10 protein-coding genes are annotated in these 20016 nt (G+C 73.6%); 4 read left to right on the top strand and 6 right to left on the bottom strand.

The window, feature by feature from the left end:
* Positions 1–45: 45 nt before the first annotated feature.
* Positions 46–1347 carry an APC family permease gene (locus HGK68_RS13945; protein WP_206155756.1) on the bottom strand — a complete coding sequence of 434 codons (1302 nt, stop codon included), beginning with the start codon at positions 1345–1347 and terminating at the stop codon, positions 46–48.
* A gap of 176 nt (positions 1348–1523) precedes the next feature.
* Here HGK68_RS13945 and HGK68_RS13940 point away from each other — a divergent pair, with 176 nt between their 5' ends.
* From HGK68_RS13940 to HGK68_RS13930, 3 genes are all read left to right on the top strand, one after another.
* Positions 1524–3305, top strand: coding sequence for a glycosyl hydrolase (locus HGK68_RS13940; RefSeq protein WP_169166505.1), 1782 nt, complete (start codon positions 1524–1526; stop codon positions 3303–3305).
* Between the two features lie 325 nt (positions 3306–3630).
* Complete coding sequence (locus HGK68_RS13935; protein ID WP_169166504.1) at positions 3631–12234, top strand: beta strand repeat-containing protein; 8604 nt, start codon at positions 3631–3633, stop codon at positions 12232–12234.
* 152 nt (positions 12235–12386) lie between these two features.
* Positions 12387–13001, top strand: coding sequence for a M15 family metallopeptidase (locus tag HGK68_RS13930; protein WP_169166503.1), 615 nt, complete (start codon positions 12387–12389; stop codon positions 12999–13001).
* Between the two features lie 43 nt (positions 13002–13044).
* Here HGK68_RS13930 and HGK68_RS13925 read toward each other — a convergent pair whose 3' ends face one another.
* On the bottom strand, positions 13045–13485 hold the full coding sequence (locus HGK68_RS13925; RefSeq protein ID WP_169166502.1) for an ArsR/SmtB family transcription factor: 441 nt from the start codon (positions 13483–13485) through the stop codon (positions 13045–13047).
* A gap of 122 nt (positions 13486–13607) precedes the next feature.
* Here HGK68_RS13925 and HGK68_RS13920 point away from each other — a divergent pair, with 122 nt between their 5' ends.
* On the top strand, positions 13608–13763 hold the full coding sequence (locus tag HGK68_RS13920; RefSeq protein ID WP_169166501.1) for a hypothetical protein: 156 nt from the start codon (positions 13608–13610) through the stop codon (positions 13761–13763).
* Between the two features lie 97 nt (positions 13764–13860).
* Here HGK68_RS13920 and HGK68_RS13915 read toward each other — a convergent pair whose 3' ends face one another.
* The 4 genes from HGK68_RS13915 to HGK68_RS13900 form a co-directional block, all read right to left on the bottom strand.
* Complete coding sequence (locus tag HGK68_RS13915; protein WP_246260395.1) at positions 13861–16182, bottom strand: transglycosylase domain-containing protein; 2322 nt, start codon at positions 16180–16182, stop codon at positions 13861–13863.
* A 79-nt stretch (positions 16183–16261) separates the two neighbouring features.
* Positions 16262–16660 (bottom strand): ATP-binding protein, encoded by a 399-nt coding sequence (locus tag HGK68_RS13910; protein ID WP_169166499.1) that lies wholly within the window; start codon positions 16658–16660, stop codon positions 16262–16264.
* Positions 16661–16711: 51 nt separating this feature from the next.
* Complete coding sequence (locus tag HGK68_RS13905) at positions 16712–19051, bottom strand: LLM class flavin-dependent oxidoreductase (RefSeq protein ID WP_246260393.1); 2340 nt, start codon at positions 19049–19051, stop codon at positions 16712–16714.
* Positions 19048–19941, bottom strand: coding sequence for an LLM class flavin-dependent oxidoreductase (locus HGK68_RS13900; protein WP_169166498.1), 894 nt, complete (start codon positions 19939–19941; stop codon positions 19048–19050). The genes HGK68_RS13905 and HGK68_RS13900 overlap by 4 nt, the downstream gene beginning before the upstream one ends.
* Positions 19942–20016 lie beyond the last annotated feature (75 nt).

Below are 20016 nucleotides of genomic sequence, written 5' to 3'. Positions count from 1 at the left end.
GATGCGTTTGCATGTACTTGCGCCCCAACCGTGCGGTCCGGGGATCTATTCCGAGCGAGTGGAGAACCGTCGCGTCACGAGGTACAGCACTAGCCCCACCGCCATGAGAACCCCGGCCAGCGCCCAGTGTCGAGCTTCCTGCTGCGTGAGAAGTCCGACACAGGTCGCGGCCGCCAGCACCGGGATCGGCGTCCACACCCGGAAGTGACCGCGCTCCACCCGATCCCGGCGCAGCACCAGCACCGCGACGTTCGTGCTCAGGAAGACGAACAGCAGCAGCAGCACCACGGTGGACGCCAGGTCCACCAGCGACCCGGTCGCCGCCAGGACCATCGCCACCCCGGTGGTCACCACGATCGCCACCCACGGGGTCTGCCGACCGGGCAGCACCCGGCCCAGCGCACGGGGCAGCAACCCTTCCTGCGCCATCCCGTAGGCGAGGCGACTGGCCATGATCATGGTCAGCAGCGCGCCGTTGGCTACCGCGATCAGCGCCACGACGGAGAACAGCCCGAGCGGCACCCCACCGGCGGCCTTCACCACCTCCAGCAGCGGACCGCTGGAGCCGGACAGCGTCTCCGGGGCCACCACGGCCGGTGCCACCACCCCCACCGCCAGGTAGACCACCCCGGCGGCGATCAGCGCGCCGAACAGCGCGCGGGGATACAGCCGACGCACGTCGGTGACCTCCTCTGCCAGATTCGCCGAGGTCTCGAAGCCGACGAAGGAGTAGAACGCGATCAGTGCCCCGCCCAGGGCTGCCATCCCCCAGGAGGTGTCGGCGGGCAGGTCGGTCAGCCGGGACAGGTCGCCCTCACCGCGGCCCAGCACGATCGCACCCAGCACCACCACCAGCACCAGCCCGCTCACCTCGACGACGGTCATCACCACGTTGGCCCGCAGCGACTCCTTGATCCCGCGTGCGTTCAGGGCGGCGATCAGCGCCAGGAACACCAGTGCGGCGGGCACCGGCGGAACGTCCCAGAATGTGCCGAGGTAGTCGCCGGCGAAGGCCAGGGACAGTCCGGCGGCGGAGGTGACCCCGGCCGCGAGCATGCAGAAGCCGACCAGGAACGACACCAGCGGACTGCCGAAGGCCCGCTGCGCGAACACCGCCGAGCCACCGGCCTTCGGGTACTTGGTCACCAGCTCGGCATAGGACGCCGCGGTGAGCAGCGCCATCAGCAGCGCCACGATCAGCGGCAGCCACACCGCCCCGCCGGCCTCGGCTGACAGCTCGCCGACCAGGGCGTACACCCCGGCCCCGAGCACGTCGCCGAGGATGAACAGGAACAACAGGGGGCCCGTGACGGCGCGGCGCAGCCCGGTGGAGGTCTCCGTGGTCATCCCGGCAGTATTCGAGTCGCACCGGTCCCTCGCACGGCGAGGGCGGCGGGATCGGGTCATCCTGGTGTCGGCACCTGAGAACCCGACCGCCGCGGCGGCCGATCACGCGTCCGGCACCGGCGCGTCGCACAGCTGAGGGGTGGGTGCGGCCACCCCGCACCCCGGGAGTGCCCCGCATGCTCCGCTGGACCACCCTGCTCCTCGCCTGCGCCCTGGCGCTGACCCCAGCCCCCGCCCCGGCCGCGCCGCCGCCGAGCTCCGGCTTCCTCCTGGGGGCACATGTCGACCAGGGCGGCGCGAACGGCGCCGCCGCGGCGGTGGACGCCTTCGAGGACACCCTCGACCGTCGCCTGGACCTGGTGCGGTGGTACTCCCGCTGGGACGACCCGCAGCCGCCCGGCCCGGTCAGCGCCTCCGTCGCCCGGGGTCGTACCCCGCTGCTGTCGATCTGGCCGATGCGCCGGGACGGCAGCCGGGTGTCCTGGGCGACCATCGCCTCCGGCGCCGTCGACGACCAGATCCGGGCGCAGGCCGCGGGGGTGGCGAGCCTCGGCGTCCCGGTCCATCTGGCCCTGCACCACGAGGCCGACATCGCCCGGGGCTGGGGGTCGCCGGCCGAGTTCCGTACCGCCTGGCGGCATTACGTCGAGGTGTTCCGGGCGGCCGGGGTGGGGGAGGTGCGCTGGACCTGGATCATGACACCGGGCAGCTTCGGCAGTGCGCAGACCACCGCCGGGGCGGACGCGTTCTATCCGGGTGACGACGTGGTGGACCGGGTCGGCCTGGACGCCTACAACTGGTACGGCTGCGCACCGGCGAAGCCGCCGACCTGGCGGTCGTTGGCGGCGGTGGTCGGTCCGTTCCGCAGCTGGGCCACCGCCCGGGGGAAGACGCCGCTGCTGGCGGAGTTCGGGTCGGTGCCGGATCCCGCCGACCCGAGTCGTCGGCCCACCTGGCTGCGCGATGCGGTGGACTGGCTGGCCGCGTGGCCGGAACTGGAGGCGGCGTCGCTCTTCGAGGGAGTCGGCACCTGCGACTGGCGGATCGGTGCTGACGCGCCCGCCCGTGCCGCCTTCGCCGAGGCGGTCCGGCAGCCCGGCGTGCGGGCTGCGCCCAGCGCCTGGGCCCGACTGACCAGCACGATCGGCCCGGCACCCCTGTCGGTGGGTCTCGATCCCACCCGCAGCACCGGCGACGGGTCGGCGGCGGGGACCGGGATCGCCGCCTGGCAGGTGGACTGGGGCGACGGCTCGGCGCCCAGTGTCGGGACCGGGCAGCCGACCGGCCTGCGGCACAGCTACCCGGCGGGGGACTGGACCCTCACCCTCACCGTGACCGACACCACCGGGCTGACGGCGGTCGACCGGCAGCGGGTGGTGTCCAGCCAGGCGGCGACGGTCACCGGATCGGAGACCGTGGCCGGTACCACCGCGACCCTGCGCGCCTGGGCCGATCCGCACGGCCTGGCCGGCACGATCACCCTGGCGTGGGGGCCGGAGGGTTCCGCCCCGATCGGCCGGGTGCAGTACGCGCTCGCGGCCACCGGCTATGCCCAGGCGTTCGCGCAGAACCTGACCGGTCTGCTGCCCGGCACCCGGTACGTCTGGACCGCCACCGCCACCACCTCGGCGGGCAGCAGCACGGTGACCCGGGTGCTGGACACCCCCGGCCCGCCGGTGGTGCGGGCGCTCCCGGCGACCGGGGTGGGGCGGACGGCGGCGACGGTGCCGTTGCGGGTGCATCCGCACGGTCTGGACACCCAGGTCTGGGTCGAATGGGGGCCGGGCTTCGGTCGGCGGACCGCCGCGCAGAGCTTCCCCGCGGCGAGTTGGGAGCGGGCGGGGACCGAGCAGCTGGTCGGCCTCGCGGCGGGCACCGAGTACCCGTTCCGGGTGGTCGCCGCCAATGCTGCGGGCACTGCCGTCGGGCCGCCGCAGAGCCTGAAAACGCTGCCCTGATCACCCGTCTGGGCTAGGTGAAACCGCCCACACCGGACATGTCAGGCGATCCGTGACGGAATTGTGACCTCGCGGCGACTCGTGCACATGACCAGGAGGGACAGGTCCGAATTGGAGAATCGTACAAGTCCAACTTGTCGGAATTGAGGGGTTTGCCGAGCCAGGCACCGGGCTGACAAGGCTGGCGTACACCCCGCCGCCATGGATCAAATGCGGGCACTGATCAATCCGTAGCGATCGATGTCGCTTCGCAGGGGGTACGGACATGGTGGGTGTGACGTCGTCGCGCGCCTGGAAGGCGCTTTCCGCGGCGGTAGCAATGGTGGTGGCCTTCGCGGTGGTGGTGATCGCACCCCAGTCCGCGCAGGCCGCGCCGGGTGACGCCAGCGCGAGCGGCGTGACGATCGGGTTGAACGCCAACCTGCTCGGTGTCCCGCTGGTCAACCTCTCCGGAACGGTGGGCAGCGCCGTCGCCCCGCCCGGCGGCGGCACCAGCAACACGGGCGTCCTGGACGTCGGCGCCGGGCTGGGTGCGGGCCTCGGGGTGACAGCGGGTGGCACCGTCACCACCATCTCCGCGACCCGGTCGGCGAGCCAGTCGTCGGCCACCGCCCAGATCGCCGGGGTGAACATCGGCGTCCTGGGCATCAACGCCGTGCAGACCGGCGCGGTCCAGGCCCAGGCGGTCTGCACCGCCGGTGGCACGCCGACCGCCACCGCCTCGGTGGCGAACCTGGTGCTGCTCGGCCAGGCGGTCACCCTGAACGCCACCACGCCGACCGTCAGCACCACCGCCGCCGTCAATGTCGCCGGACTGGTCGGTGCCCGCCTCGCCGCGACCGCACAGCAGGTCACCACCACCAGCGCGACCGGTGCCACCGCCACCGCCGTCCTGGTCAGCCTCACCCTGCAGACCAACACCATCGGCGTCCCGAGCACCATCAACCTGGGCACCATCCAGCTCGCCAGCGCCACCTGCACCTCGCCCGCCGCGGCGGCGAGCAGCCTCGCCCCGACCAGCGGCCCGACCCGTGGCGGCACCTCGGTGACCGTGACCGGCGCCGGACTGCAGAACACCACCGGCGTCACCTTCGGCGGCACCCCGGCGGCGTCCTTCACCGTCGCCGCGGACGGCACCACCGTCACCGCCGTCGCCCCGGCCTCCGAGACCGCCGGCGCCGTGCCGGTCACCCTGGTCCGCCCGACCGGCAACCTGACCCCCGGGAACTTCACCTACGTGGCCCCGACCGTCACCGCCGTCTCGCCACCGCAGGGCTCGACCGCCGGCGGCACCCAGGTCACCGTCACCGGCACCGGACTGCTCGGTGCCACCGGTGTCACCTTCGGCGGCACCGCCGGGACCCTGGTCGGCACCCCGACCGACACCTCGATCACGGTGGCCACCCCGGCGCACGCCGCCGGACCGGTCGCCGTCACCGCCGTCCTGCCCGGTCTGGACGGCACCCTCGCGGACGGCTTCACCTACGTGGTGCCCACCGCCCCGATCATCACCGGTTTCACCCCGACCCAGGGGGTGGCGGCCGGTGGCACCACCGTCACCGTCACCGGCAGCAACCTGGCTGCGGTGAACGCCGTGACCTTCGGCGGCACCCCGGGCACCATCGTCGGCACGCCCACCGCCACGTCGCTGACGGTGACCACCCCGGCGCACGCAGTCGGCCCGGTGGACGTCGTGCTCTCCGGCACCGGCGGCACCACCACCGCGCCGGGCCAGTACACCTACCTGGACGACGGATCGCAGGCCACCCTGACCGGGATCACCCCGGCCACCGTGCCGACCGCGGGCGGGACGAACCTCACGATCACCGGCACCGGGCTCACCGGGGCGACCGGGGTCACCGTGAACGGCGTCCCCGCCACCGTCGTGTCGGTCGCCGCGGACGGCGTGGTCGCCACCGCCCCGGTGTCCGAGACCGCCGGGCCCGCCGAGGTGCGGGTCCAGTTCCCGGCCGGTGAGCGTGCCGCCGGGACGGTCGACTACGTCGCACCCGCCCTGACCGCCGTCAGCCCCGGCACCGGCCCGTCTTCCGGCGGCACCACTCTCACCCTGACCGGAACCGGCCTGGCCACGGTCACCGAGGTCACCGTGGGCGGCACCCCGGCCACCATCGTCGGCACCCCGTCCGACACAGCGATCACCGTCACCGCACCGGCCCACGCGCCCGGTGCCGTCGACGTGGTCGCCGTGCTCCCCGGGGCCGACGCCACCGCGACCGACGCCTTCACCTACCTGGACGACGGCACCGGCGCGGTCGTCACCGCCGTCGTTCCGGCGACCAGCCCGACCTCCGGTGGCGGCACGCTGACCATCAGCGGCTCCGGGCTGGGCGCGGTGACCGACCTGACCATCGGCGGCGTCGCGGTCGCCGACCTGGACGTCGCGCCGGACGGCACCACCGTCACCGGCACCATCCCGGCCTCCGACACCGCGGGCAGCGCCGCGGTCGAGCTCACCTTCCCGGCCGGGACGGTGGACGCCGGTGCGCTGATCTACGTCGCCCCCGCCATCACCGCCGTCTCGCCGTCCCAGGGGCCCAACGAGGGCGGCACCGCCGTCACCCTGACCGGCACCGGCTTCACCGGCGCCACCGACCTGGTGCTGGGCGGCGACTCGCTCCCGTTCACCGTGGTCTCCGACACCGAGATCACCTTCACCACCCCGGCGCACCCGGCCGGCCTGGTGGACATCAGCGTCACCCTGCCCGGCCTGGACGCCACCGCTCCCGACAGCTTCGCCTTCCTGCTGGACGGGGTGGCGACGGTGGACGCGGTGACCCCGGACGAGGGCCCCACCTCCGGCGGCACCACTGTCACGATCACCGGCACCGCGCTGGAGTCGGTGACCGCCGTCGCCTTCGACGGCATCCCGGCGACCATCGTCGGCACTCCCACCGCCGGCAGCGTCACCGTGACCAGCCCGGCCCACCCGGCCCCCGGCCCAGTCACCCTGACGATCACCAACGAGAGCGGTGACTCGCTGCTTCCCGGCGGCTTCACCTACCTGGCCGACGGCACCGGCGTGACCGTCGGCTCGCTGACCCCGGCCGAGGTCCCGACCGCCGGGAACGTCACCGTCACGCTGGACGGCACCGGCTTCACCGGCGCCACCGGCATCACGGTCGGCGGCCAGCCCGCCACCGACGTGGTGGTCGCGGCCGACGGCACCAGCATCACCTTCACCGTCCCGGCCACCGAGACGGCCGGCGCGGCGCCCGTGGTGATCCAGTTCCCGCTCGGCGACGCACCGGCAGGCGAGCTCACCTACGTCGCGCCGAGCGTGGACACGATCGACCCCGCCGAGGGCCCCGTCTCCGGTGGCACCACGGTCACCCTCACCGGCACCGGACTGGAGCGGGCCACCGGGGTCACCTTCGCCGGGGCGGCCGCCACCGACCTGACAGTCGTCGGCCCGGGCGTGATCAGCGTGACCACCCCTGCGGGTGCAGCGGGCGCGGTGGACGTGGTGGTCGAGCTGCCCGGCGCGGACGCCACCCTCACCGACGGCTTCACCTACCTGGTCGACGGGTCGGACGCGGACGTCGCGGACGTCGACCCGGACACCCTGCCCACCGCCGGTGGCACGGTGACGATCACCGGCACCGGCCTGACCGGGGCCACCGAGGTCACGGTCGGCGGCATCGCGCTCACCGGCCTGACGGTCTCGGACACCGCCGTCAGCGGCACCCTCCCGGCGAGCGAGACGGCCGGTGCGCAGCCGGTGGTCATCGCCTTCCCGGCGGGCACCGTGGACGCGGGGACGATCACGCTCGTCGCCCCGGAGCTCACCACCGTCGCGCCGACCTTCGGGGTCAGCTCCGGCGGCAACACGCTCACCCTGTCCGGCACCGGTCTGTCCGGCGCCGAGACGGTCCTGGTCGGCGGCGAACCGGCCGCGATCCTGACCGCCACCGACACCGAGCTCACCGTCACCGCCCCGGCGCACGCGCCCGGCGTGGTGGACATCGTGGTCGAGTTCCCCGGTGCCGACGCCACGCTGCCGCTGTCGTACACCTACCTGGACGACGGCACCGGGGCCACCTTCACCGCCATCGCCCCGACCGAGGTGCCCACCGCCGGTGGCGTCACCGTCACCGTGACCGGCACCGGGCTGCAGAACGCCTTCGGGGTCACCGTGGCCGGTGTGCTGGCCGAGAACCCGGTGGTCGCTCCGGACGGGACGTCGGTGACCTTCGTGGTCCCCGCCACCGAGGTCGCCGGACCTGCCACCGTGAGCGTCTGGTTCCCGGCGGGGGCGCAGGTCGCCGGTCAGATCGCCTACGTCGCCCCGGCCGTCACCGCGGTCACCCCGGCCGAGGGCCCCACCTCCGGCGGCACCGAGGTCACGATCACCGGTTCCGGTCTCACCGGGCTCACCGACGTCCTGATCGGCGGCACCGCCGCGACGATCCTGGACAGCACCGACACCACGATCACCCTCACCACCCCGGCGCACATCGCGGGGACGGTGGACGTGACCGTGGTGCTGCCCGGCGCCGACGCGACGGCCGTCGAGGGCTTCACCTACCTGGAGGACGGCTCCGGGGTCGAGGTCACCGACGTCACCCCGACCACCAGCTCCACCGTGGGCGGCGGCACGCTGACCGTCACCGGCACCGGACTCGGTGCCGTCACCGGCGTCACCATCGGCGGTGTCGCGGCGGACGGTCTGGAGATCAACGGGGCGGGCACCGTCCTCACCGTCACCATCCCCGCCAGCGAGACCGCGGGCGGTGCGCCGATCGTGCTCGTCCTCCCGGCGGGCACCGAGGCGGCAGGCACGCTGACCTACCTCGCGCCGACCGCCACCACCGTCACCCCGGACCAGGGCCCGGTGGCCGGAGGCACCCCGGTGACCGTCACCGGCACCGGACTGGGCGCGGTGACCGAGGTGCAGGTCGACGGCGTCGCCGCCACCGACCTGGTCGCCACGGACACGACGGTCGGCTTCACCACCCCGGCGCACCCGGCCGGACCGGTGAGCATCGTGCTGATCCAGCCCGGACTCGACCTCACCCTGACCGACGCCTTCACCTACCTCACCGACGGCTCCGAGGCCGTGGTCACCGGGATCACCCCGGACACCGTGCCGCTGGGCGGCGGTGACACCGTGACGATCGCCGGCACCGGGCTGACCGGCGCCACCGGGGTCACCGTGGGTGGCGTGGCGGCGGCGGACGTGGTGGTCGCCGACGACGGCAGCTCGATCACCTTCACCGCCCCGCCGGGCACCGCACCGGGCACCGTCCCGGTCGTGATCGGCTATCCGGGTGGTGAGCTACCCGCCGGTGACCTCACCTACGCCGACGACGGGACGCTGTCGACGGTCACCGGCACCGATCCGGGCACCAGCCCGATCGCCGGGGGCGGCACGCTGACCATCACCGGCACCAACCTGGAAGGCGTCACCGCCGTCACCGTGGGCGGGACCACCGTCACCGACGTCACGGTGAGTGGCACCACGGTCACGCTCACCATCCCGGCCGGTGCCACCGCCGGTGACGTCCCGATCACGCTGGTCTTCCCGGCGGGGACGCTCCCCGCCGGCACCCTGACCTACATCGACGACGGTTCGATCGCCGACATCACCGGGATCACCCCGACCACCAGCAGCACGGTCGGCGGCGGCACCCTGACCATCACCGGCACCGGGCTCGGCGGCGCCACCGGCGTCACGATCGGTGGCATCGACGCCGACGACTTCACGGTGAACGGCGACGGCACCAGCATCACGGTCACCATCCCGGCCACCGAGGTCGCCGACCCGGTAGCCGTGCTGATCACCTTCCCGGCCGGGCAGGTGGACGCGGGCACGCTGACGTACGTCGCCCCCGAGGTGACCGGCATCGATCCGGCCCAGGGGCCGACCGGCGGTGACACCCTGGTCACGCTGACCGGCACCGGGCTCACCGGCGCCACCGGGGTCAGCTTCGGCGGCTCGGCCGGTCTCGACCTCACGGTGGTCTCCGACACCGAGCTCACCGTGCGCGCTCCGGCGCACGCGGCGGGGGTGGTGGACGTGGTGATCGCGTTCCCCGGCGCGGATGCGACCCTGCCCGACGGGTACGAGTACCTGGCCGACGGCACCGGGGTCGTGGTCGCGGGCATCACCCCGGGCGACTCCCCGGTCGCCGGTGGCGGCACCCTGACGATCACCGGCACCGGACTGGACGCCGTGACCGGCGTGACCATCGGCGACGTGGCCGTCGACGGGATCACCGTGAACGGTGACGGCACCGAGCTGACGCTGACCATCCCGGCCAGCGAGGTCGTCGGTCAGCTGCCGGTGGTGCTGACCACCCCGGCCGGTGACGTGCTCGCCGGTGGGCTGACCTACATCGGGTCCACCGCCACCGATCTGACCCCGACCCAGGGGCCGATCTCCGGCGGCACCGACGTCACCGTCACCGGCACCGATCTGGGCGCCGTGACCGCGGTCGAGGTGGACGGTCTTCCGGCCACCGGAGTGGTCGCCGCCGCCACCACGGTCACCTTCACCACCCCGGCGCACCCGGTCGGCACCGCCACCGTGGTGCTGATCCAGCCGGGGCTGGACCTGACCCTGACCGACGCCTTCACCTACCTGGACGACGGGTCGGGCGCCGCCGTCACCGGTCTGAGCCCGGATACCGTCCCGCTCGCGGGCGGCACCACGGTCACCCTGACCGGCACCGGCCTCGGCGCGGCGACCGGCGTCACGGTGGACGGTGTCCCCGCGGCGGACGTGGTGGTCGCACCGGACGGCAGCACGATCACCTTCACCGCCCCGCCCGGCAGCACGCCGAGCACCGCCACGGTCGAGGTCGTCTTCCCCGCGGGTGAGCTGCCCGCCGGTGACCTGACCTACGCCGACGACGGCTCGCAGGCCACCGTCGGCGATCTGCAACCGCCGACGGTCCCGCTGGACGGCGGCACCACGGTCACGATCACCGGCACCGGACTGGGCAACGCGACCGGCGTCACGGTCGGCGGGGTCCCCGCAGCGGACGTGGTGGTCGCACCGGACGGCAGCACGATCACCTTCACCGCGCCCCCGGGCACGGTGCCCGGCGACCAGCCGGTCGTGGTCCAGTTCCCGGCGGGCGAGCTCCCGGCCGGTGACCTGACCTACGCCGACGACGGGGCCGGGGCCACGGTCACCGGCATCGACCCGGAGACCGCCCCGCTGTCCGGCGGGACCACGGTCACCATCAGTGGCACCGGGCTGCAGAACGCCACCGGCGTCACGGTCGGCGGGGTCGCCGCCCAGGACGTGGTCGTCGCACCCGACGGCGCCACGATCACCTTCACCGTCCCGGCGGGCAGCACGCCGGGCGCGGCACCCGTGGTGATCGTCTTCCCGGCCGGTGAGGTGCCGGCCGGTGATCTCACCTACGAGGACGACGGCACCGAGGCGAGCGCCGGGGCGATCTCCCCGGCGATCGTGCCCACCCACGGCGGCGACGAGCTGCTGATCACCGGCACCGGTCTGCAGAACGTGACCGGTGTGCGGATCAACGGCATCGACGCCGACGACCTGGTCGTGGCGCAGGACGGCAGCTGGGTCACCGCGACCGTGCCGCCCTCCGAACTCGATGGCCCCGTGCCGGTGGAGCTGGTCTTCCCGGCCGGGACGATGACCGCCGGTCAGCTCGCCTACGAGCCGCCGTCGATCACGTCCCTCACCCCGCCCCAGGGACCGGACGAGGGAGGTACCCGGGTGACCATCGTCGGCGGGAACCTGGCCCGGGCCACCGAGGTGCTCTTCGATGGGGTCCCGGGCACGGATCTCCAGGTCGTCGAGCCGGAGGGTCCGGTCCTGTTCGCCGTGGCCTCCACCCTCGCCGTGACCGCACCGGAGCAGGACCCCGGGCTGGTCGACGTGACCGTGGTGCTGCCCGGCCAGGACGCGACCCTCGCCGACGGGTACGGCTACCTGGCGGACGACGGGCCGACCATCGACTCGATCACCCCGGCCGTCGGCCCGGCGATCGGTGGCACCGAGGTCACCCTGACCGGAACCGGTCTGGACTCGCTCACCTCGGTCACCTTCGACGGGCTGGCGGCGACGATCCTGTCCGCGGCCCCGGCGACCGCGGTGGTCTCCACCCCGGCCCACGACCCCGGCCCGGTGGACGTCGCCTTCACCAACACCGACGGCACCACGGCGCTGCCGGGGGCGTTCACCTACCTCGAGGAGACCAGCCCCGGTGGTGGTGAGGACCCGCTGACGGTGACCGGTTACACGCCGCGGGTCGGTCCGACCTCCGGCGGTCAGACGGTCACGATCACCGGCACCGGGTTCGTCGAGGGCCAGACCGTGGTCACCTTCGACGGGATCGGCGCGGCCGTGACGGTGCTGGACGCGGACACCCTGCTGGCCGTGACCCCGCCGCACCCGGTCGGGGTGGTCCCGCTGGTGGTCACCGTGGGTGCGCAGCAGTCGCCCGCGCTGACCTACGAGTACCGCGCCGATGTCACCCTGCCGGGTCCGCCGGTCGCGTCGGGGGTCGACCCGGGCACCGTCCCGGCCGGCGGCGGCGTCCCGGTGACGATCGGTGGCTCCGGATTCGTGCCGGGCCAGACCTCGGTGCAGATCTGCGGTCAGCTGATCCCGGCCGACCAGGTGACCGTGGCGCCCGACGGCAGCTCGCTGACCTTCGTCGCCCCGGCCTGTGCACCCGGTGCCCAGACCGCCATCGTGATCACGCCGGGCGGCACCACGGCGGTGACCCTGTTCTACGTCGCCGACGCCGTCTACACCGCGGCGCAGACCATGAACGGGCTCAACCCGTGGCGACTGGCGATCACCGGCGCCGACTCCGGCCAGGCACCCTGGGCCGCGCTGCTCCTGGTGATGGTCGGTGCCGGACTCCTGGTGACCCGCCAGGCGCTGGTGCGCCGCCGTCGGTCGGTGGTGCCGCGCCGCTGACCCACCGGGCCCCACCCCGCCACCACCCGGTGGGGCCCTCCTCGACCGCCGCCGCCCCGTTTCCGACCGCACCCGGGAACGGGGCGGCGGCTTGCCCTCAGTCCCCGCGCTCCTCCGCCGATGGGTGGGGTGACCGGGGAGGACCACACCGCATGACCGAGGGCATCACCGCCATCACGTCCAGGATCGCCGCCATCCAGGCCGATCTGTCGTCCTTGGGCACCCGATTCGGGTCCACCGCGACCAGCAGCAGCGGGGTGTCCTTCGCCCAGGCGCTCGCGGCCCAGACCGGGTCCCTGGCCACCAGCACGGATGCCGCCGCGGTGGCCGCCCCGAGCGCGGGACTGGGGGCTGTCGACACCACCCGGAACGCCGACGGCGTCCCCGCCGCCCTGGCCGCCTACGGCAACGGCAAGATCCCGGCCTCGGCCCTGCAACAGGTCGGCGACACCGGCCACCGGCTGTGGGCCCCCGCCGCCACGGCCCTCACCAGCCTGATCGCCGACGCGAAGGCGCAGGGCGTCACCATCGGGATCACCGACTCCTACCGGTCCTACGAGGCCCAGGTCGACGTCGCCGCCCGCAAGGGGCTGTACTCGGAGGGCGGTCTGGCAGCGGTGCCCGGCACCAGCCACCACGGCTGGGGCATGGCCGCCGACCTCAAGCTCGACGCGACCGCCCAGGCCTGGATGCGGGAGAACGGCGGACGCTACGGCTTCGTCGAGGACACGCCGCGCGAGCCCTGGCACTGGGCGTTCACGAACTGACCCACGGGTTCCCCCGACGACCCGGGGCGGTGCTGCCCGGCGCTCAGCCGTCGATCCGGCGCGAGCCCAGGTCCCACGGCTGGAACACCCGGTCCGTGCCGCCGTGCAACGCCGGTCCAGCCGGTTCCGCTGGGCGTTCCCCGGCCCCAGCGGCAGCCCGTTCGGCTGCCTCCCGTTCGGCTGCCTCCGCCGCCGCCAGCTCCGCCGCGTGCAGCAGTGCGGTGCGTCGCTGCCGCTCGATCCACATGGTCAGCAGGTCCAGCTGGTCCACCTCCAGGTGCACCGGCCGCCGCTGCGCCTCCCGGCGACGGCTGACCAGCCCCGCGTCCTCCAGCACGCGCAGATGCTTGGACACCGCCTGCGGGCTGATCCCATAGGGTGCCGCCAGCTCGCCCGCCGTGGCATCGCCGTGGGCCAGGCGCGCGACGATGTCCCGCCGGGTGGGGTCGGCGAGGGCTGAGAACACGGGTGTCAGGGCGTCCACGGCCCCGATCAGATCATTCGCGGTGACAGTTGGGCAACCGGAGGGTTGAGCAACCGGTCGGATCGGCGACACGCGGGCCGGTGTGGGCCACCGTGTCGGTGGTCGGTTCTACCGTCGAGGGCATGAGCGCACACGTCTGCACCTACTTCGACGACGGGGACGGCATCGAGCTGGTCTGCGTCTGTGGCACCCGCGCCGTGCTGATCCGGATGACCGACGGCGAGACCGAGCTGGTGGTCCTGGACGAGGACGCCCCGGCGCTGAGCAAGTCCGCCTGACCCGCACGTCCTCGGCGCGGGGGCCTTGCGGTTGAGCGGCCCCGCGCCGCCGACCCAGCAGGCCGCGTCGCGCGCAGGACGGTGACCGGGCGCGGTGCTACCCCGCGGGCGGTGCCGGGGTCCCGGTCGACAGCACCAGGCTGATCGTGGTCCCCGGCGGAGCCGCCCCGGAGGGGGACTGCTGGATCACGGTGCCGGCGGGCGCCGCATCGGGGGACGCCCCGGCGATCCGCGCCGGGAACCCGGCCCCGGCGAGTGCGGTGATCGCGGCGGTCTGGTTCTGCCCCACCACCGACGGCACCCCGACCTGCTGTCCGACCACCTGATCCGGGTTCGGCGCACCGAACGGCGGCACGCCCACCCCGGTGAGGGTGCGTTCCATGAACCGCTTCCAGGTCGGCACCGCCACCGACGATCCGAAGACGTTCCGGTAGGTCGCTCCGTTGATGGTGACCCGCTGCATCGGCACCATGCCCTCCGCGTGCCCCACCCAGACCGCGGTGGACCGCACCGGGGTGAACCCGACGAACCAGGTGTGCTCGTTCCGCGAGGTGGTGCCGGTCTTGCCCGCCGCGGTGAACGGGGGCGCCGTGGTGCTCGCGGTGCCGTTCCACACCCCGCTGAGCGCGAAGGCGACGGCATTGGCGATCGCCGGGTCCAGGGCCGGGTGGCAACCGGCGTCCGGGACCGGCAGCGGCTGACCGTTCGCGTCGGAGACCGCGAGGATCGCCACCGGGGTGCAGTACGTGCCACCCGAGGCGAAGGCGGCAAAGGCAGCGGCCATGGTCAACGGCGCCACCGAGTCGGAGCCGAGGACGTTGGCCGGCAGCACCTGGAACGGCCCGTCGCCGGAGGAGCCGCCCGCCCGGTGGATGCCGAGGGAGGTGGCGGTGTCGATGATCCCGCACAGGTTGATCTGCGAGGCCATCGCCAGGTACCCGGAGTTCACCGAACCGGAGGTGGCCTGCTGAACGGTCATCACCCCGCCCGACCGGGGGCCCTCGGCGTTGGAGAACCGGTACTCGGTCGACCCGTTCAACCCGGTGCAGGGCGCGGTGAACTCGCTGAACCGGTAGGAGAACCGCGTGCCGTCCACGGTCTGGCTCAGGTTGTGCCCCTCCTTCAGCCACTGGGTCAGGGTGAAGGGCTTGAAGGTCGATCCGGGCGGGAACCCGCTCCCACCGCCGTAGGCGAAGTCGGTGTTGTAGTTGACCGCGGTCTCGCGGTCGCCGTGTTCCTCGGTGTTGTTGTAGACCCGGTTCTGGGCCATCGAGGTGATCTTCCCGGTGCCGGGTTCCACGGTGACCAGGGCGGAGGCGACCCCGGACGCGTCGTCGACCGGGACCCCGTTCTTCACCTCCTCGTCGGCGATGGTCTGCTCACGCACGTCCAGGGTGGTGGTGATGGTCAGACCACCGCGGTACAGCCGGTCGATCCGCTCCTCCGGCGTCGCACCGAAGGTCTGGTCGTTGCGGATCACCTTGGTCACGTAGTCGCAGAAGTAGCCCGATCCGCGCACCGTCTGCTCGGCGGCCATGCAGCCGACCCGCGGTTCGCTGAGCACCAGGGTCTCCGGCAGCGGAGCCGCCAGGCCCATGTGCAGCTCCTGCCGGGTGATGTAGCCCTGGGCGTACATCAGGCGCAGCACCCGGTTACGGCGCTCCTGGCCGGCCTCCGGGTTCCGCGTGGGGTCGAAGGCGCTGGGGCTCTGGGTGATCCCGGCGATCGTGGCGGCCTGCACGTAGTTCAGCTCGGCGGCGGAGATGCTGAAGTACCGCTGGGCGGCCGCCTCCACGCCGTAGGTGTTCAGGCCGAACTGCGCGATGTTCAGGTACGACTCCAGGATCTCGTCCTTGGTCATCTCCTTCTCCAGGGCGATGGCGAGCTTCGCCTCCCGGAGTTTGCGCAGGTAGCCCTCCGGGCCGTCGGCCTCGCGTGCCTGGTCCACCGCCGCCAGGTCGCCGTCCCGCACCGCCGCCTCGATCAGCACGTTCTTGATGTACTGCTGGGTCAGGGTCGAGGCGCCCTCGGTGCGGCCCGGGTTGGTCAGGTTCCGCACGGCGGCGCGCAGCATGCCGGTCGGGTCGATGCCGCCGTGCTGGTAGAACCGCTTGTCCTCGGTGGCGATCACCGCGTTCTGCATCGGCTCGCTCACCGCCGCTAGCGGGACGACGATCCGGTTCTCCGCCCAGAACTCGGCCAGCTCGGTGGTGCCGTCCGAGGCGAGCATCACCGACTTCTCCGACAGCGGTTGGCGCTCCAGCTCGGTCGGCAGGTCCTCGAACGCCTGGACCGCCATGTCGGTGGTGCCGTCGGCCATCGCGACCGCCGGAGCCACCAGCCCGGCCGCCAGCACCCCGCCCACCGCCGACGTGACCAGCAGGGCGATCACGAGCCCGAACGCGGTGAAGACGGACATCCGTCGTCGGGACTGTCGCGGCGGTCTGACCATGGGACCACCGTAGGCGAGGACCTCACCCGGCAGCCGGACGCTCAGATCACGATTCCGTGGACATCCCCAGCGCGAACCAGACCACCTTGCCGCTGGGTCCGCGGTCAGTGACTCCCCAGTCGGCGCCGAAGCGGTCGAGCATGCCGATCCCGCGCCCGCCGACGTCCCCGGGGCCCGCGACGACCAGACTCGGCGGCAGGGGATCGTCGTCCTGCACCTCGACCACGACCCGGTCCGCCTCGATCCTGATCGCGATGCTCACCGCACCGGTCTCGGCATGGCGCACAGCATTGGTGACCAGCTCGCTGACCAGTAGCTCCACCGTGGCGACCAGATCGTCGGGTGCTCCCCGGTCGACCAGGAACCGGGCGGCCCACCGGCGCGCGGTGGGCACCGCCGACAGGCGGGACGGCACCGTCCACCGCTCGGCCCCGGTGTGCTCCATGACCCCTCCGTCGTCCCCTCCGCCCGGATGCGCCCGGACAGGCTAGCCGGGTCAGTCGGAGGTCGCAGCCACGGAGAAGTTGTGCCGGAACACGTCGCTCGGGTCGTAACGGCGCTTCAGCGCGCGCAACCGGGTCAGGGTCGGCTCCGGGAACACCTCGACCAGCCGTTCCGGTCGCCGGTCGGTCTCGAAGCTGGAGTAGATCCCGGAGAAGTGTCCGGCCATCGCGTCCCAGATCGCGTCCAGTCGGTGCCGACTCGGGCCGAAGGCGACGACCGAGAAGTTCGCCGACCGGTGGGCGTAGGCGGTCGCGTCCTCCGGCACATCCGCCACCGCTCCGCCGGCCGCTCGGATCTGGAAGAAGTAGGTGTGGCCGCTGCGCACCAGCGCCGCCGCGTCCCGCGCGAAGTCGGGGGTGAGGTGGTCGACCATCCCGGACCGGGTGACCGGCTCGCCCTCGCCCTGGTGCAGTTCGTCCGGAGCGACCACCACCGCGCTGTACGGCAGGAGCTGGACCTGCTGCTGCACGAGTGGTGCCAGCTGGGCGAAGGGTTGCAGACGGTCGATCACCACGTCCGGGTCGGTGCTGTCGACCATCGCCATCACCTGCGCGTAGATCCGGCCACCCTGCGGCCGGCCCATCAGCACGAACGGGGTGACGTCCCGGGGCGACGCCTCGACCAGGGCGCCGTAGTCCACCAGGAAGGTCTCCAGGTCGGTGGCGTCGAAGACCAGCTGGGCGAAGCCCACGTCGGTCACCGGGTCGGCGACGAACTCGAAGGAGGTCACGATGCCGAGGTTCGCTCCCGCGCCCCGGACGCCCCAGAACAGGTCGGGGTTCTCCTCCGCCGAGGCCCGCAGCACCGTGCCGTCGGCCAGCACGACCTCCGCCGCGCGCAGGTGGTCCAGCGTCAGCCCGTGCTCGCGCACCAGGAAGCCGATCCCGCCCGCGGTCGCCAGGCCGCCGACCCCGACCCCGCCCGAGTCCCCGGAGGTAATCGCCCAGCCGTGCGGTGCCAGCGCCCGGGCGACCTCGCCCCAGCGGGCGCCCGGCCCGACCCGTACCAGTCGCTGGTCGGTGTCCAGCACCTCGATCCGGTTCAGCCGCCCCAGGTCCAGCACGATGCCGCCGTCGTTGGTCGACCGGCCGCTGATCCCGTGCCCGCCGGAACGGATCGCCAACGGCACGTCCTGCGTCCGGGCCCAGGCCAGCGCGGCGACGACTCCGGCGGTGTCGGCGGGCCGCAGCACCAGCCCCGGGCTACCGCCCCGCATGTATCCGGAGCGGACGGTCGCATACGCGGCGTCGCCCGGCTCGACGGCATCGGCCGCCAGGTCGGCGGGCAGACCGTCGTAGTCGATCCCCGGCCGCCGGGCGGCCCGGACCGCGGCGCTGCGCGGGTGGTGGACCCGGGTCCCGGCGCGCTCCCGGCCCGCCGCGACCAGCTCGCGCACCCGGGGCGCCACGGTGGTCGCCCAGTCCGGGTCGTCGCCGTCCAGCAGGAGGGTCGACGCCCGGCCGGTGAGCACGAGCGCTGCCAAGTCCTCGGCCGACTGCTCCGGCGACACCGTGCGCAGGATCCCGATCTCGGCGGGGGAGCGCCCGGCCTCCGTGGCAGCTGCCGCCAGGGCGTCGGCGTCGTCGTCGCCCAGCGCCCACCACAGGTCGGCTTCACGCGCCGCCAGGGCCAGCGTGGCGGCCCCGGACCCGGCGGCAGTCTCGGCCACCGTCGCCGACCGGGTCCCGGTCCCGGTCGTGGGTCCCGTGGCCAGGATGCCCAGCACCGGGGTGTGCGCCGGTGCCGGTCCGCGCTGTGCCCCCTCGGCCCGGTGCCGCGTCCCGTCCAGGTACAGCGGGGTCCGGTCAGCGGTGGCCCACATCCCGCGCACCGCTGCCACCGCCTCGCCCAGCACCGTCGGGTCGTCCCCGGTCAGCACCAGGTCCACCCGACCACCGGCCAGGTGATCCAGGCTCGCCACCGCACGGGCGGTCACGGTCGCCGGTCGATCGATCCCGTCCACCGCCACCATCAGCCGGATGTCCGACGTCACCGCCGCCACCCAGGCCCCCACGGTCCACGGGTCGTCGCCCCCCGCCGCAGCGTCCTCACCCGCCCCGGCCGCCCCGGCAGCCCCGGCCGCCGCCGAAGTCGGCAGTTCCCGCCGCGGGGAGCCCGGCGGAGTGCCGACCTCGGGCGCGGAGTGCCGACCTCGGTCGGCCGCCGCACCGGGTTCGCACGGGCGGGGTTCGTGCGGGGTGGCGACCTCGGCGCGGATGGCGACCAGGTCGAGTCGGTCCCGTTCGGCGGCGAGTGCCCGCGCACCCGGGTCGGTCGCCACATCGGCCGACAGCAGCACGCCCAGCCGCAGCGGCAGCCCGAGGTCGCTCACCGCTCCGCCTCGACCAGCTCGCGCACGGCGGGGGCGATGTCCTGCCCGACGACGTCGATCAGCGTCGGATCATCGGTCGCGACCACGAATCCGCTGATCCCGTACTGCAGCGCCAGCACGGCGAGCTGCTCCACCCACTGCTCCGGCGGTCCGACCAACAGCCGGTCGCTCACCTGCCCGGTGAGCTGCCCGCTCAGGTTCAGCAATCGGCGCACCGCGGTCACCGGGCGACCGGCGGCCTGCGCGGCGTCGTCGATCCGTCGGTTGCCCTCGGTGAGATCGGCCAGGCTGGTGAGGTAACCCATCGAGGGCAGCCACCCGTCACCCATCGTGCCGGTGAGTCGCAGCATGCGTGGCTTGTAGGCGCCGATCCAGAGCGGGATCGGGTGCGCGGGCGCCGGGCCGCGCTTCGCGCCGCTGATCGGGTAGTGCTCGCCGGGCAGATCGAGTCGACCGGTCGCCTCGACGTCCCACAGCGCCCGGATCACGGTGATCGCCTCGGCCAGGGCGTCCACGCCCTGTCCCGGGGTGCGACGCGGGCCGCCCATCGCCGCGATGGCGTCCCAGAAGCCTCCGGCTCCGATGCCGAGATCCACCCGGCCACCGGTGAGCCGGTCCAGGCTCGCCGCCGACCGGGCCAGCACGGCGGGCGGGCGCAGCGGCAGGTTCGCGACATTCGGTGCGATCCGGATCCGGGAGGTCACCGCGCCGACCCAGCTGAGCAGGGTCCAGGTGTCCAGGAACGTGGGCTGGTACGGGTGGTCCTGGAAGGTGACCAGGTCCAGTCCCGCCTGTTCGGCCTGCTGCGCCAGGGCGACCACCCGCTCGGGTGCGGAAGCGGTCGGCGTCAGGAAGGTGCCGAACAGCAGGTCGTGTCCGTAGTCGGTCATGGTCTCCCCAGGTAGGCGGTTCGGCAGATCATATGCAGTACAGATGATTGGCTCAACCGCGGCATACTGCCTACG

The organism is Cellulomonas taurus (assembly GCF_012931845.1).
In the GTDB taxonomy this organism is placed as follows: Bacteria; Actinomycetota; Actinomycetes; order Actinomycetales; family Cellulomonadaceae; genus Cellulomonas; species Cellulomonas taurus.
This window is presented reverse-complemented; position numbering and strand designations above follow the sequence as displayed.

What these genes read in the sequence shown, in the direction of transcription:
- HGK68_RS13915 (WP_246260395.1), bottom strand. Translation starts at nt 16,182, where the DNA reads ATGTCCGTCTTCACCGCGTTCGGGCTCGTGATCGCCCTGCTGGTCACG.
- HGK68_RS13930 (WP_169166503.1), top strand. Translation starts at nt 12,387, where the DNA reads ATGACCGAGGGCATCACCGCCATCACGTCCAGGATCGCCGCCATCCAG.
- HGK68_RS13920 (WP_169166501.1), top strand. Translation starts at nt 13,608, where the DNA reads ATGAGCGCACACGTCTGCACCTACTTCGACGACGGGGACGGCATCGAG.
- HGK68_RS13940 (WP_169166505.1), top strand. Translation starts at nt 1,524, where the DNA reads ATGCTCCGCTGGACCACCCTGCTCCTCGCCTGCGCCCTGGCGCTGACC.
- HGK68_RS13945 (WP_206155756.1), bottom strand. Translation starts at nt 1,347, where the DNA reads ATGACCACGGAGACCTCCACCGGGCTGCGCCGCGCCGTCACGGGCCCC.
- HGK68_RS13910 (WP_169166499.1), bottom strand. Translation starts at nt 16,660, where the DNA reads ATGGAGCACACCGGGGCCGAGCGGTGGACGGTGCCGTCCCGCCTGTCG.
- HGK68_RS13900 (WP_169166498.1), bottom strand. Translation starts at nt 19,941, where the DNA reads ATGACCGACTACGGACACGACCTGCTGTTCGGCACCTTCCTGACGCCG.